Genomic DNA, 13,584 nt, shown 5'->3' with positions numbered 1-13,584 from the left:
CATGCCGTCAACGCAGAGGCGACTTGAAAGGTCCTGTCGCTGCCGGCCCACCATCTGGCGCAGCCGCGCGCGCCACACTAGATGTGCTGCCATGCAGCACCCCGCCCTCGAGGATTTCGTCGCCGGCCACCAGCGCCTGTTTGTCCTGACCGGGGCCGGTTGCAGCACCAATTCCGGCATTCCCGACTATCGCGACAGCGACGGCAACTGGAAGCGGACGCGGCCGGTCACGATCCAGGCGTTCCTGGGCGAGGCGGCGACGCGGCAGCGCTACTGGGCGCGCAGCATGGTCGGCTGGCGACGGTTCGGCCGGGCGGCGCCGAACGGTGCGCATCGCGCACTGGCGAAGCTCGAACAGCAAGGCCGCTGCGAGCTGCTCTTGACCCAGAACGTCGACCGCCTGCACCAGGCCGCCGGCAGCCAGCGCGTGATCGACCTGCACGGCCGGCTCGACGTCGTCCGTTGCCTTGGCTGCGGCGCGACGACACCGCGCGAGCAATTCCAGGGTGAGCTGGCGCGGCTGAATCCCGCCTGGCTCACCCTCGATGCGACCGACGCGCCCGACGGCGACGCCGATCTCGAGCAGGATTTTTCGTCGTTCGTGGTGCCGGCCTGCGAGGCCTGCGGCGGCGTGCTGAAACCCGATGTGGTGTTCTTCGGCGAGAACGTGCCGCGTGACACGGTCGCCTCCGCGCAGGCGCATCTCGAGCAGGCCGACGCTCTCCTGATCGTCGGCTCCTCGCTGATGGTCTATTCCGGATTTCGTTTCGTGCGGATGGCGGAGCAGCGCGGCTTGCCGATCGCCGCCGTCAATCTCGGCCGCACCCGCGCCGACGAGTTGCTCACGCTCAAGATCGAGGATAGTTGCGAGAGCGCGCTGGCGTTTTTGCTGTAGGTCACTGCGGCTTCGGCTCACCTCTCCCCAGCGGGGAGAGGTCGAAAATCGGGTGAGGGGCCGCGGCGCGCATGAGAGGCCGGGATCCCTCACCCGGCGCTTCGCGCCGACCTCTCCCTATGGGAGAGGTAAAACTTCCGGTGCCGCTACGACCGACATGACTTTGGCGATGCGCACGCCCGCTACGCGCGATGGCGCGGTGCCTTGGCCATCGGCATGTTGGCATTCCAATGCGTCCAGCTGACGCTGGCGAGGCTGCCGAGATCCGTCGCCAGCGGGCGGCGGGTGCGGCGCTCGTATTCGGCGATGCAGCGGCCGGATTCACCGATCTTGCGCTGCAATTCGTCGATCGTCATCTGCGTCGCGCGGCCGCAATTGGCCTTGCCGAGCTGGTCGACCTCGATCGCCTTCAACGCCGCACGCAGCTTCTTGAGCTGCGCGCGCTGCCAGGCAATGTGACTGTCGCTGTCTGCCGTCATGTGGCCGCCACCATCTTTGATCGTTGCACGCCATTGGGAACCTCGATGTCGACTTCCAGCATCGAGACGAACTTGCCGCGATCCATCTTGACCACGACCTTGTCGGGATCGACGTCGATATGCTTGGACACCACGCCCAGGATTTCCGAGCGGAGCATCTCCAGAAGGTCGGGCGCGCCGGTCCGGCCGCGCTCATGCGACAGCAGGATCTGCAGCCGCTCCCGCGCGACGGGTGCCGATTGAGCGCGGCCGCCGAACAGCCGCATTACGTTCATCATGCCGCCCTCCGTCGCAGCAGCCGGTCCATCAGCCCCTTGCGTTCGACCGGCACGGTCATCTCCACCGCCTCGCCCATCAGGCGCCGCACCGCGTCGGTATAGGCCCGCGCCGGCGCGCTGCTCGCAGCGTTCAGCGTGACCGGGCAGCCGACATTGGAGGCGCGCAGCACGTCCTGGCTTTCCGGGACGATGCCGAGCAGCGGCGTGGCGAGGATTTCCAGGATATCGTCGATCGACAGCATCTCGCCGCGCGCGGCGCGGCCGGCATCATAGCGGGTGACCAAAAGATGCTTCTCGACCCGCTCGCCGCGCTCGGCGCGGACCGTCTTGGAGTCCAGCATGCCGATGATGCGGTCGGAATCGCGCACCGACGACACTTCCGGATTGGTGACGATGATGGCCTCGTCGGCGTAGCGCATCGCGAGCGTCGCGCCGCGTTCGATGCCGGCCGGGCTGTCGCACAGGATCCAGTCGAACTTGGTCTTGAGGTCGGCGATCACGCGCTTGACGCCCTCTTCGGTCAGCGCATCCTTGTCGCGGGTCTGCGATGCCGGCAGCAGCCAGAGATTTTCCAGCCGCTTGTCGCGGATCAGGGCCTGCGGCAGCTTGGCGACGCCCTGCACCACATTGATCAGGTCGAACACCACCCGCCGTTCCGCGCCCATCACCAGGTCGAGGTTGCGCAGGCCGACGTCGAAATCGATGACGACGACGTTCTGGCCCATTTGCGCGAGCGCTGCGCCGAGCGCAGCGGTTGAGGTCGTCTTGCCGACCCCGCCCTTCCCAGACGTCACGACCAATACCTTGGCCATTCTCTCTCTCCTTGTGGTCGATCAGTTCAAAGCTGTGATGCGCAGCATCTCGCCCTCGAGCCACGCCTGGGCGGGCCGATTGCGCAAGCTGTCGGCGATTTCATCTGCGGTCTGGTAGTAGCCGTCGATGGCGAGCAGTTCGGCCTCGATCTTCTGGCAGAAGATCCGCGCCGACGAATTGCCGTTGATGCCGGCCATCGCGCGGCCGCGCAGCGTGCCGTAAATATGGATCGATCCGCCGGCGACGATCTCGGCGCCGGAGCCGACCGAGCCGAGCACCGTGACGTCGCCCTCGGCAAACACGATCGACTGCCCGGAGCGGACCGGGCTCTCCAGCAGTAGCGACGGCAGCTTGGTCTTGTCCTTGTCCTTGTTTTTTTCCTGCGCCGGCGGCGTCTTCGGCTCGACATGGGTGATCGCGCAGGCGCGGCCGCCGGTCAGGAGCGGCGGCAGGTTGGCGCCGAGCTTGGATTCGTCGACACCCTCGATGCCGAGGACGCGGATGTTGCGTTCAGCGAGGCTGCCGACCAGATGCGCGATCGCGGCCTGGCTGAGGTCGACCGCCGAGAGGTCGAGCACCACGGGCTTGCCGGCGAAGAAGCCCGGCGACTTCCCCAATGTCGCGTCGATCTCGGCGAGCCAGGACACGACCGGCACGACGGGCGTGAAGACGAACGCAACATAGGAACGGCCGCGCATGCGGACCTGCTGACGTGCCACCTGTGGAGTTGCGTCCATCGCCTCTGACTCGGTTGTCTTGTCGAATGGTTAACAATCGGACCGCATGGTTAATCAAAGGTTAACGGAAGGTGGTGTTTTCACGGATTTGCGAGGGCTGCTCCTCCGGCACCGTTACCTGTTGCCTGGGACGCACAATTCTGGGACCGGCGGCGCGGATCAACGCCGCGCTGTTGGCGATCGCTCGGCCTGCACCGACGCATCGAACACCGCGCGGCATGACGGGCTGAGCTGCTCGACCTGCGCCGCCATGCAATCCCTGATCCGGCCGCGATCCGGAATGTAGGCGCCGCACAGACGGACCGCGTCACCCATGCAGGCCTGGCGCTGCATCGATTCGTTCGGTTCGGACTGGGCCATAACGGGCGCAACAGTTGCGGCGAGAAGCACGAGGGCAAGACGAAATTTCATGGATCACTCTCTTGTTAGCAGGTTGAAGTGTTGGCCGTGACTGTTGTCACGTCGCGGGCGTGCGGCCGTCACCGGCTGCGGGGTCGACGTCGGCTTGCGACGGCGGAAGATGCAGAAGCGTCGCGATCGTGGTGTCGAGCAGCTGCGTCCAGGCGGTCTCGGCGTCGATCTCGGGCGCGATCCGCGTCAACAGCAGCGGAAATGTCGGCGGCTGGTTGAGGGCCGCATTGAGCAGCGCAAAGAACAGCGCCGGATGCTGGCTGCGGATGATGCCGGCATCGATGCCGGCCTGAAACAGCTCGTATGCCGTCTCGTAGGCCGGACGCAGCAGCTTCTCGGTCACCAGCGTGGCGCGCTCAGGGCTCTCGGCACCGCGCCGGACCACGAAATTCCGCACCTCCGGATACGCCGCATAGAACGTTGCGACGCGGACGATCAGCGCGCGGAGCCGGTCGCCGAGCGAACGGCTGGTGTCGTGGGCGATCGCGTGCACCTCGGCCATCGCAGGTACGGCGAGCGTCACGATGCGATCGAGGCAGGCCTCCCACAGCGCGGCCTTGTTGCCGAAATGGACGCGCACGAGGTTCGGCGCGACGCCCGCCGCCGCGGCGACGCTGCGCAGGTCCGCGCCGTCGAAGCCGAGACTTGCAAAGGCCTCGGTCGCCGCGATCAGCAGCGCCTGACGGCCGTCCGGCATGTCCTTGCTGCGGCGCCCCTTGGGCCGGGAGGCCGGCAGCGCCGCCAATTTACTCGGATCAGTCATCGTCACTCTTATATGTACAATAGAACATATAAGACCATCATCCGCCTTTTCAAGGCGACGAGTCCCGGATTGAGGGCTCGTCAAAAACACGTTTCAAATCAGATGATTGCGCTATTCCGCCTTGATGTTGGCCGACTTGACGATCGGCCACCATTTCTCGACTTCGGCGGCCTGATGGTCGCGCAGCGCAGCGGGGGTCTGCTTGTCCGGCGCCGGGATCTCTTGCCCGAGCTCGGCGAAGCGTTGCTGAACGACGGGTTCGGCGAGCGCTGACACCACCGCCTTCGACAGAACAGACACGATATCGGCGGGCGTGCCTTTCGGCGCCCAGATGCCGTGCCAATACGCGATGTAGAGACCCGGCAGTCCGGCTTCATCGACGGTTGGAATATCTGGCGCCGATGCGAGCCGCGACGATGCGGTCACAGCGTAAGCCTTCACGGTTCCGCTCTTCACCTGCGGCAGCGAGTTGGAGGCCTGGTCGAACATGATGTCGATGTGCCCGGCCATCAGATCGTTCAGCGCCGGACCGGCGCCGCGATACGGCACGAAGGAGAAGTTCGTGTTCGTCAGCTGCTGGAAGAACACGCCCGCGACATGCGCGCCCGAACCCGGGCCGGCGGTGCCAGCTGTGGCCTTGTCGCCATTCGCCTTGAGCCAGGCGATCAGCTCCTTCAGATTATTCGCCGGCAGATCGGGTCGGCCGATGATGAGCTGCGGCCCGCTGGCGATCAGCCCAACCGGCGCGAATTCCCGCACGTCATATTGCAGCTGATAGATCGCGCCATTGAGGCAATGCGTGCCCCAATGCCCGATCGTGATCGTGGAGCCGTCGGGTGTCGCGCGCGAGGCGCGCAGGCCCGCGACCGTGCCGGAGGCGCCGGTGACATTCTCGATGATGACGGGATGGCCGAGCGCATTGCGCATGTATTCGGCAAGGATCCGCGCCAGCACGTCGGTCGGCCCGCCGGCGGCGAATGGCACGATCATCGTGACCGGGCGCGCCATGGTCTCGGCGCGCGCGCCGGACGACGCAAGCGGCAGCGTCGCCGCGCCGAGCGCGAGCTGCAGGAATGGCCGGCGAGACATGTTGGGCATCTGCGTTTCCCCCTTATGCTGTCATAGAGCCGGCAGTGTCGCGCGGTCCAGCGTAAGACGTCAGAGACACGATGTCCGTGTTTGAACGGCAAAGCTTGCCGTTGCGCGCCATCGCCTGCTGGCGCGCAACCCCGCCCTGAGGCAACTCCCGCGATCACTGCATGGCGGTCAGCCCCGGCCGCAGTCATCGAACCCGCAAGAAAGCGTCATCCCTCCGTCAACTGACCGCGACAAGTTGTCGCGGCCAGCGCAGGCGATTCCAAACTCACCGGAAATAGAACAGGGGCGAACGCATGAATGGTTTTCGTGACTATTTCTTATCAACTGCCGCGATCGCGGCAGCCATGCTGGCTTGCGGCGTCGCCGTGGCGCATGCGGATGACGACAATGATCACCCGCAGCACCACGGCTACAAGCACGTGCTGCTGATCAGCGTCGACGGCATGCACGCCGTCGATTTGAAGCGTTGGGTGGAAAGCCGCCCCGGCGGCAACTTCGCCCAGCTCACCGGAAAGGGCGTCGTCTATCCGAACGCTCTCACCACCGCGCCGTCCGACAGCTATCCCGGCATGCTGGCGCAGGTCACGGGCGCGACGCCCAAGGGCGGCGGCCTGTTTTATGACGACAGCTACGATCGCACCGAATATCCGGCCAAGGCGTTCTACACCAGCCAGGGCCTCAACGATCCCGGTTGCGTGAGCCCGGCAGGAACCGAGCTCACCAATTTCGAAGCGCTCGACAAGAGCTACAATTATTCCAGCGGACTGGTCGCCGACTACACCGCCGGCGGCACGCTCGGCCAAGTCTACACCCAGCTCGACCCAGACCACATGCAGCGCAAGCTGGTGAACGGCCAGTGCGTGCCGGTCTATCCCCACGAATACGTGCGCACCAACACGATCTTCGAAGTCATCAAGGAGGCCGGGATGCGCACGGCCTGGTCCGACAAGCATCCGGCCTATGAGGACCTCGCGGGCCCCTCGGGCAAGGGCCTCGACGAGCTGTTCACACCGGAGATCAATTCGCAGGATACGATCGATCCCGGCGCCCAGCCCGGCGACGACTACACCAAGAGCTTCACCGGCGTCCGCTCCTACGACTCGCTGAAGGTGAAGGCGGTGTTGAACTGGATCGACGGCTATGACGGCACGCGAACCCAGCGTCAGCCGGTGCCCGCGATCTTCGGCATGAACTTCCAGGCGGTCAGCGTCGGCCAGAAGCTCGCCAAGGCCGGCCATGCCGACACCGACAAATCGCTGGTCGGCGGCTATGCCGACGGCAACGCGACGCCCGGCAATGCGCTCACGCTGCAATTCCAGTTCGTGGACGACGCGCTCGGCAAGTTCGTCAACGAACTCAAGACGCAGAACCTCTACGATTCGACGCTGATCATCGTCAGCGCCAAGCACGGTCAGTCACCGATCGACGTCAAGGACCGCGTGGCGATCTCCGACGCGTTGTACAGCAATGCGCCCGGTTTCGGCGCCAACGGCTTCGAGATCTGCGATGACGCGGCGCTGGTCTGGTTGTCGCCGGAGCTGCAACAGGCGACCAATCCGGCGACCGGCCATCCCTATTATGCAGACGCCAAGGCCTACATTCTCGCCCATGCCGCCGATCTGCATATCCAGAAGCTGCTCGACCGCGACGAACTGACCAAGCTCTACGAGGATCCGTTCCACAACAGCCGGGTGCCTGATTTCATCGCCATCACCGATCACGGCGTCATCTGCACCGGCGGCAGCAAGCTCGCCGAGCATGGCGGCTTCTCCAACGACGATCGCAACGTCCTGCTGCTGGTCTCTTCGCCGCGCATCAAGCATGCGAGGGTCGTCGAGGAGACGACCTTCACCACCCAGATCGCGCCGACCATCCTCCACGCCCTCGACCTCAATCCGCGCAGCCTCCAGGCGGTTCGTGACGAAGGCGTCGAGCCCCTGAAGCTGAAGTAAAGCGTAGAGGGACAACGCACCGAATGGCTTACCTATCGGCGCCCCGGGCACGGGGCGCCGATATCTTTGCGGCGCACCTCGCGAGGCGAGCTTCTACGCCGGGAAGCAGGCCGCGGCCGTCAGCGTGAACGGCGCCAGATTGAGGATCTGGGGAAACTGGAATTGATAGCTCGCGTTGACCTGGCTGCCACACGCCGCGGCGCTGTAGGTGAATGTCGAGGAAGGTAAGGTCAGGCCAAACGCCTGCTGGGTTGCGTAGGTGGCGATTGCGCTCGGGTTGCTGGTCGGACAAAGCGCGGTGTTGACGCTGGCGCATCGCGCCGTAACCGCAACTGCGTGCTGCATTCCCACCTGCGTCCACATCAACAGCCCGAACTCGATCACCCCGAACAGGAACGCGAAGAAGAGCGGCGCGATCAGGCCGAATTCGAGTGCCGACGCCCCGCTCCGGTCGGGCAAGAACGCGCGTGTAACTGATGCGCGTCTCACTGCAGCCTCGCGGTCGACTGCGTGCTGATGACATAGGTGTTCGGAACCACCTGATAATTGATGATGGTCGAGTAGCTGCCTTGCGCGGAGACGATGGTGTATGTGCCCGCCGTTCCGCCTCCGGGGCACACTCCCCCGCAGGTCATGCTGGTGACGCCCGAGCTGGTCGCACACCCGCAGAACTTGACCGGAGCGGGCGAGGCGTTGATCGCGCTGGAATTCGTCGCGGCTGTGACGGCCGTCGAGATCGCATTGGCGTCGAAGCCATGCGCGATGGCGTATTCGACGCCCGCTTGCGACGAACCCTCAACCTGCATCTTGCGGTAGATCGCAAGGCCGATATCGGTCACCGACACGACCATCAGCGAAAGCAGCGGAACCAGAACGCCGAATTCGATCGCCGCCACACCGCGCGCGTCCTTTCCGAACCTGCGACGGAAGAACATGCGACGCCGCCGAGAACGGCGCTCACCACCAGTCGTGCCCGTTTTCATCTCATCCCTCCAGTCTACTCGACAAGTTGCGCCGTCGCCGTACCGATGGCATTGCCGCCCATCGCAGCGCAATTGACCTGGACATTGGAACTTCCGACGATCGAGATCGTGTCGGCGATGATTTGCGTACAGTTCGCGCTTGTGCCATTGCCGCCGCTGAAGCTCAGCGCCGCCTTCGGCAAATAGACCGCTCCCTGCAGATTTTGTGTACCGCCGCCCGTCAGGTTGAAGCTGCTGCCGACCGGCATCTTGCGGTCGCCATAGATCGCGATACCCGCGGTCACGCCGCTGGTCGGCGCGATGAGGCTGACATTGGCGTTGCTTCCGATCGTCGCCGAGCCCCAGTTGCCGCTCGAGCCGGTGAACACCAGGGTGACGCCCGATCCGGTGATCGTGGCGTTGCCGGCCACAGACAAATTCGCGCCGTTGAAATAGTAGATCCCCGGATTGAATGTCAGGGTCGCGCCTGCGGCCACCGAGATGTCGCCGCAATAGCTGCCCGGGCTAAGGGTCGTCGTCCCCTTCACGTTGAACTTGTTCGAGTAGTCGCACCATGTCGGCATCGTGGGCGTGACGTTGGCATAGGGATCGCCGATCGCCCTGATGCCGGTCCGGATCCCGTTGGTCGCCGTGATGCTGCTCGTGCCGGATACCCCGCCGACGACGCCGACCATGGCCGCGGATATCGTTGCGGTCCCGCTGACATTGAGCGCCGAGCTGGCGTTGGAGTCGTCATAGAGGTTGCAATTGATCAGGTTGAGCTGGGTGTTGCCCTTCACGGTCACGGCGGGATTGGCGGTCGGGTCGAGCGCGAGCACGCAGCCCGTTCCGACATTGCCGAGTGCGACGGCGCGGGCCGTGACCGGCACCGCCCCGGAGCCGAACAACGCCGACATCAGCCGCGCTTGCGGCTGAGTGATGATGACTTCGACCGCCTGGGAGCTGGAGGTGAAGCTTCCGGTGGTCGGCGGCTGGTTCACGGTGACGGTGACGTTGCCGATCCCGTTCGCGTAGCCGTAGAACGTCGTGATGGCGTTGGCTTCGGTCGCGAAATTGGTGCCGGCGGTGGCTGCGCTGACAGCCGCCGAGTCGGCCGCGCTCATCATGTTCTTGTGCTTGTAGAACCACCACGCGACCTCGGTACCGAGCCCGGCGGTCCCGACCAGGACCGGCATCAGCAAGGCGATGATGATCGCGTAGCTGCCGGACCGGTCGCGCGCAAAGCGCTTCAGGAGACCGTCCCGGCTAACTCGGCACTCATCCGGTGCCGACCTCATTTGCGAGGATATTCCAACTTCCGCCTTCCCAGTGATGAAGGCCGTCATGTTGTCCTCACGCCGCTCGTGGCAAGCTGCCCCGATTCCTACAGCATGACAATTTAATGTCAGTTCTGCGCGATCGACGAAAAACCGGCGTGGCCCTTAACACTCCCTTAGCCAATCCGGGCCGAGCGGCAACAGCGGTGGCCTAAGCCGCGCTGTCGATCGGCGGCGACATCTCCGCACAACACATCGTCATCGCCCGACTCGACGCCCGCTCAGGAGCCGAACTTCGCTCGCAGCATGGGGCCAAGGAGGTTCGAGTAATCGTCGGTCCAGAGTGCGCTGGCCGGCTCCGGCGACATGGCGACCCAATGCCGCGCCGCCTCGCCGGCATCTTCTGGCGTACGCACAAGCATCACCACCCGGGACGCCGTCCTCAGCGTGGTCATGACCTCGCCGGTGGGATGCCCTTCCTTGAACAGCGCGAGCAATCCCTCGGAGCGCGCGACATTCGCCAGGATCGGCGCCAGATCGAGATGGCGGTTGGAGATGTGCACGAGAATACTTCCGTGCGGCGTCAGCTTCGAGACATAGCCGGCAATCGCCTCGCGCGTCAGCAGGTGGACGGGAATGCCGTCGGACGAGAAGGCGTCCAGCACGATCAGGTCGTAGCGATCACGCGAGGCCTGCAGCGTGAGGCGCGCGTCGCCGAGCACCAGGTTGGCCCTGGGTGCGCAACGCGAGAGGAACGTGAAGAAGGTCGGATTGCTCGCGATCCGGATCACCTCGGGATCGATCTCGAAGAAGGTCCAGCGTTCTTGCCCGTGAAGATAGCAGGCGAGCGAGCCGGTCCCGAGGCCAACGACCGCAACCCGCTCGAAGGTCTTCTGTGCGCCGCGCGCCGCTGCGATCCCTTCGGCCAGCGGGCTGCCCGGGTAGTAGTAGCTCTGCGGCTCGGGCGGCCCTGCGACGGGCGTGCCGTCCTCGTTGCGCAGCCGCTCCGCGCCATGCATCGTGTTGCCGTGGAACAGCAGCCGCGCGCTGCCGTCCGCGAGGTCGACCACCGTGTGAACGCCGAAGAAGCTGCGCGCGGTCTCGATCGGGGCCATGCCGGGACGCCAGAGCGTCGTCAGGATCAGCCCCGCGATCGCCAATCCGGCGAAAGACACCGGCCGCTGCCGCAGAAACAGCATGCAGGCCGTGAGCAGGATCAACAGCGCCCTGAACGGCAATTCGAGCGAGGCTGGGAGTTGCAGCCGGGTCAGGTACCAGACCATGGCAAGCGCCATCGCCACCACGATCCAAGGCGACGCCTTGATCAGTGTCTGGCGTGCGCCGCCTGCGAACATGCCGGGCAGCGCCAGCAGGGCGAGCGCGATCAGGATCGGATATTCGTAGTTGCCGGAAAAGATCTGTGGCGCCAGCAAGCCCGCAAAAGCGCCGCCGAGCACACCGCCGAACGAGGTGCACAGGAAGAACTCCGTGAGCCGTTGCGGGTGCGGGCGCCGCGCATAGAGCTCGCCATGGCAGAGCAGCGCCAACAGCGTGAACACGACGAGGTGGAGCGCGATCGTGGTGAACCAGAACACCTTGGCGCCGACCAGACTGATCGCGAGCGGTGCAACGGCGAACGGAACGAGGCGCACCACGGTGGCGTGGCTGATCCACGGCTTATCGCGGAATACGACAACGAAGGTGGACAGATAGAGCGCGAGCGGAATGACCCACAGGAAGGGCGCCGCCGCGACGTCGGTCGTCAGATACGCGGTCACCGCGATCGCCAGCCCGGATGGAACGGCCGCAAGCGCGATCCATTGCAGCCTGTCGGCCACGCTGATCACCGATGTCTCCGGCGACGGCGTCGCCGTTACGGCGCCATTGCCGCGTCCGAGCACGAAGGCGAGCGCCGTGACCAGGAGGGCGAGGACCGCAAAGCCGGCCGACCAGATCGTCGTCTGCATCTTCAGCGTCAGCAGCGGCTCGAGCACGACGGGATAGGCAAACAGGGCCGCAAACGAGCCGAGATTCGACGCGGCATAGAGCACATAGGGATTGCCGGCCTCGCGATGGCCGCTGCCGGCGAACCAGCTCTGAAGCAGGGGTGCGCTGGCCGACAGCGCGAAGAACGGCAGGCCGATCGACGCCGCGAACAGCCCGAACAGCCAGAGCGCGGTTCCGTCCGCAGGCGGCGCACCCCAATCGGGCGCGATCGCGATCGGCAAGGTCATGGCCGTGACCGCGAGCAGGACCAGGTGGACGAGGCCCGCGCGCTGCGGCCCGAACAGGCGGCTAAGCAGATGTGCATAGGCATAGCCGGCGAGCAGCACGGCCTGGAAGAACACCATCGCCACCGACCAGACCGAGGGCGCGCCACCGAGCTTCGGCAGCACCATCTTGGCGAACATCGGCTGGATCAGGAACAGCAGCAGCGCGGAGACGAACAGCGTCGCCACGCTGAGGAACGGCAGCAGGCGCGTGTCATCGGCGGAACGCGCCACCTCGGGAAGCACAGGCTCCGGCGCGCTCTCGAATACTGACATCCGTGGTCCCTGCAATCCCCGCTAGCAACGTAGATTGGCCGCGCCTAAGCAACGGTTAACCGGAGCTCAGGGAGCGCGTATCGGCGGCGGAGAAGGAGTCCGGAAATCCGTTGAAGGACAATGCAATTGTCACCGCTGCCAGGCCAGTATCCGCCAATCGAGCCATTGCCGGAAATTGGCATCGCGGATCGACCACAGCTTCCGCCAATGGTCTCTCACGCGCATCGACGGCGGCATGAGCATCGAGACGTCGCGCGCCCTCGACCACAATGCGGCCGGCTTGTAACGACCGGGCACGTGCCGTTGAACTACCGGCGGAACATGGAATTGCCGGTCGATCCGCGAACGACGAGCTCCGGCCGAAGGATCACGTGCCGGATCTCGCTCGATCCGCTCTTGATGCTCTCTGCGAGCATCCTGGCGGCAATCCGCCCCATCTCCCGGTGCTCGATCCGCACCGTCGTGAGCGGCGGCGAGACGACATCCATCAGGGGCATGTCGTTGTGACCGACGAGCGAGATGTCCTCCGGACACCGCAATCCCCGCTGCTTGAACACGTCGAGGACGCCGAGAGCCAGGAGATCATTCGCGGCTACGATTGCAGTGACGTCGCCTGTCGCGGCGAGGAGATCCTCGGCCGCTTGCGCGCCCGCCTCGCGGGTGTAGGCCGCCGCCTCACGCACGAGGCCGCGCAATCCATGATGGGACATCGCATGTTCGAAGCCGTCGCGCCTCAGCGCGCCGGTCGATGTCGACATGGGGCCGGCGACATGGGCGATATGCCGGTGCCCGAGGCCCACGAGATGGTCGACCGCAAGACGCATCCCCATGTCGTCGTCAGAGACGACCGAGGAGACTCGATCGCGCGCTTCGGATCGGTTGACCAGGATCACCGGCAGACCGCGCTGGATGCAGAAGCCGACGAGCTCATCGTCCTGCGAAACGGTCGCGAGGATCAGGCCGTCGACCCGCTGGCTCAGCAATCGCTCCACGAAGGAGATCTGTTGCGATGGTGCATTGCCGGCATCTGCGACGATCGGCGCGTAACCTTGCGTAGACAAAACCTCCGTGATGCCGCCGAGGATCGGCGCGAATACCGGGTTGGCGATATCGGGCAGCAGCACGCCGATCAGATCGGATCGGCCGAGGCGCAGATTGGCGGCGAGGCGGTTGGGCTGATAGCCGAGCGCCTCGGCCTGCGCCACGATCCTTTTGGCGACGTCGTCGGCGACAAGGTGCCGCTTCTTCGGATCGAGCGCGCGCGACACCGTGGACGGATGGACGCCGGTTGCGTCCGCGATCTGCTTGATCGTGGTGATGGGCCGATTCACGCAGCAATTCCTGTCATTTAGGCGATTCACGCGATCATGATA

14 protein-coding genes are annotated in these 13,584 nt (G+C 65.1%); 2 read left to right on the top strand and 12 right to left on the bottom strand.

The genetic code is table 11. From position 1 onward, the window contains the following. Positions 1 to 91: 91 nt before the first annotated feature. Complete coding sequence (locus XH92_RS03010; protein ID WP_194457903.1) at positions 92 to 895, top strand: NAD-dependent protein deacetylase; 804 nt, start codon at positions 92 to 94, stop codon at positions 893 to 895. Between the two features lie 182 nt (positions 896 to 1,077). Here the strand turns inward: XH92_RS03010 and XH92_RS03005 are convergent, their stop codons facing one another. The 7 genes from XH92_RS03005 to XH92_RS02975 all read right to left on the bottom strand — a co-directional run bounded on the left by XH92_RS03005 (position 1,078) and on the right by XH92_RS02975 (position 5,384). Beyond that, positions 1,078 to 1,374, bottom strand: a complete 297-nt coding sequence (locus XH92_RS03005) for a hypothetical protein (protein ID WP_028341537.1) — start codon at positions 1,372 to 1,374, stop codon at positions 1,078 to 1,080. Beyond that, complete coding sequence (minE, locus tag XH92_RS03000) at positions 1,371 to 1,649, bottom strand: cell division topological specificity factor MinE (protein WP_194461084.1); 279 nt, start codon at positions 1,647 to 1,649, stop codon at positions 1,371 to 1,373. The genes XH92_RS03005 and minE overlap by 4 nt, the downstream gene beginning before the upstream one ends. Further along, the gene (gene minD / locus XH92_RS02995) at positions 1,649 to 2,464 is read right to left on the bottom strand and encodes a septum site-determining protein MinD (RefSeq protein ID WP_050401795.1); all 816 of its coding nucleotides are present in this window, start codon (positions 2,462 to 2,464) and stop codon (positions 1,649 to 1,651) included. Before minD ends, minE begins: the two co-directional genes overlap by 1 nt. Positions 2,465 to 2,485: 21 nt before the next feature. Continuing rightward, positions 2,486 to 3,202, bottom strand: coding sequence for a septum site-determining protein MinC (minC, locus tag XH92_RS02990; protein WP_194457902.1), 717 nt, complete (start codon positions 3,200 to 3,202; stop codon positions 2,486 to 2,488). 159 nt (positions 3,203 to 3,361) lie between these two features. Beyond that, entirely contained in the window at positions 3,362 to 3,613 is a 252-nt protein-coding gene (locus tag XH92_RS02985) for a hypothetical protein (protein ID WP_194457901.1), read from the bottom strand. A 46-nt stretch (positions 3,614 to 3,659) separates the two neighbouring features. After that, positions 3,660 to 4,376 carry a TetR/AcrR family transcriptional regulator gene (locus tag XH92_RS02980; protein WP_246788193.1) on the bottom strand — a complete coding sequence of 239 codons (717 nt, stop codon included), beginning with the start codon at positions 4,374 to 4,376 and terminating at the stop codon, positions 3,660 to 3,662. A 111-nt stretch (positions 4,377 to 4,487) separates the two neighbouring features. Then, positions 4,488 to 5,384 carry a tripartite tricarboxylate transporter substrate-binding protein gene (locus tag XH92_RS02975; RefSeq protein ID WP_246788650.1) on the bottom strand — a complete coding sequence of 299 codons (897 nt, stop codon included), beginning with the start codon at positions 5,382 to 5,384 and terminating at the stop codon, positions 4,488 to 4,490. A gap of 383 nt (positions 5,385 to 5,767) precedes the next feature. Here XH92_RS02975 and XH92_RS02970 point away from each other — a divergent pair, with 383 nt between their 5' ends. Further along, positions 5,768 to 7,426 carry an alkaline phosphatase family protein gene (locus XH92_RS02970; RefSeq protein ID WP_194457899.1) on the top strand — a complete coding sequence of 553 codons (1,659 nt, stop codon included), beginning with the start codon at positions 5,768 to 5,770 and terminating at the stop codon, positions 7,424 to 7,426. 93 nt (positions 7,427 to 7,519) lie between these two features. Here the strand turns inward: XH92_RS02970 and XH92_RS02965 are convergent, their stop codons facing one another. From XH92_RS02965 to XH92_RS02945, 5 genes are all read right to left on the bottom strand, one after another. Then, positions 7,520 to 7,915 carry a TadE/TadG family type IV pilus assembly protein gene (locus tag XH92_RS02965; protein ID WP_246788191.1) on the bottom strand — a complete coding sequence of 132 codons (396 nt, stop codon included), beginning with the start codon at positions 7,913 to 7,915 and terminating at the stop codon, positions 7,520 to 7,522. Beyond that, entirely contained in the window at positions 7,912 to 8,361 is a 450-nt protein-coding gene (locus tag XH92_RS02960; protein ID WP_194457898.1) for a TadE/TadG family type IV pilus assembly protein, read from the bottom strand. Before XH92_RS02960 ends, XH92_RS02965 begins: the two co-directional genes overlap by 4 nt. Positions 8,362 to 8,423: 62 nt before the next feature. Further along, positions 8,424 to 9,686, bottom strand: a complete 1,263-nt coding sequence (locus tag XH92_RS02955) for a TadE/TadG family type IV pilus assembly protein (RefSeq protein WP_194457897.1) — start codon at positions 9,684 to 9,686, stop codon at positions 8,424 to 8,426. A gap of 260 nt (positions 9,687 to 9,946) precedes the next feature. Further along, positions 9,947 to 12,211 (bottom strand): fused MFS/spermidine synthase, encoded by a 2,265-nt coding sequence (locus tag XH92_RS02950; RefSeq protein WP_194457896.1) that lies wholly within the window; start codon positions 12,209 to 12,211, stop codon positions 9,947 to 9,949. 308 nt (positions 12,212 to 12,519) lie between these two features. After that, the gene (locus tag XH92_RS02945) at positions 12,520 to 13,542 is read right to left on the bottom strand and encodes a LacI family DNA-binding transcriptional regulator (RefSeq protein ID WP_194457895.1); all 1,023 of its coding nucleotides are present in this window, start codon (positions 13,540 to 13,542) and stop codon (positions 12,520 to 12,522) included. Positions 13,543 to 13,584: the final 42 nt, after the last annotated feature.

It is taken from the genome of Bradyrhizobium sp. CCBAU 53421, assembly GCF_015291625.1.
Lineage (GTDB): Bacteria > Pseudomonadota > Alphaproteobacteria > Rhizobiales > Xanthobacteraceae > Bradyrhizobium.
This window is presented reverse-complemented; position numbering and strand designations above follow the sequence as displayed.

Excerpts from the sequence above, each read along its gene's own strand:
- XH92_RS03010 (WP_194457903.1), top strand. The coding sequence starts at position 92 with ATGCAGCACCCCGCCCTCGAGGATTTCGTCGCCGGCCACCAGCGCCTG.
- XH92_RS03005 (WP_028341537.1), bottom strand. The coding sequence starts at position 1,374 with ATGACGGCAGACAGCGACAGTCACATTGCCTGGCAGCGCGCGCAGCTC.
- minE (WP_194461084.1), bottom strand. The coding sequence starts at position 1,649 with ATGAACGTAATGCGGCTGTTCGGCGGCCGCGCTCAATCGGCACCCGTC.
- minD (WP_050401795.1), bottom strand. The coding sequence starts at position 2,464 with ATGGCCAAGGTATTGGTCGTGACGTCTGGGAAGGGCGGGGTCGGCAAG.
- minC (WP_194457902.1), bottom strand. The coding sequence starts at position 3,202 with ATGGACGCAACTCCACAGGTGGCACGTCAGCAGGTCCGCATGCGCGGC.
- XH92_RS02985 (WP_194457901.1), bottom strand. The coding sequence starts at position 3,613 with ATGAAATTTCGTCTTGCCCTCGTGCTTCTCGCCGCAACTGTTGCGCCC.
- XH92_RS02980 (WP_246788193.1), bottom strand. The coding sequence starts at position 4,376 with ATGACTGATCCGAGTAAATTGGCGGCGCTGCCGGCCTCCCGGCCCAAG.
- XH92_RS02975 (WP_246788650.1), bottom strand. The coding sequence starts at position 5,384 with ATGGCGCGCCCGGTCACGATGATCGTGCCATTCGCCGCCGGCGGGCCG.
- XH92_RS02970 (WP_194457899.1), top strand. The coding sequence starts at position 5,768 with ATGAATGGTTTTCGTGACTATTTCTTATCAACTGCCGCGATCGCGGCA.
- XH92_RS02960 (WP_194457898.1), bottom strand. The coding sequence starts at position 8,361 with ATGTTCTTCCGTCGCAGGTTCGGAAAGGACGCGCGCGGTGTGGCGGCG.
- XH92_RS02955 (WP_194457897.1), bottom strand. The coding sequence starts at position 9,686 with ATGAGGTCGGCACCGGATGAGTGCCGAGTTAGCCGGGACGGTCTCCTG.
- XH92_RS02950 (WP_194457896.1), bottom strand. The coding sequence starts at position 12,211 with ATGTCAGTATTCGAGAGCGCGCCGGAGCCTGTGCTTCCCGAGGTGGCG.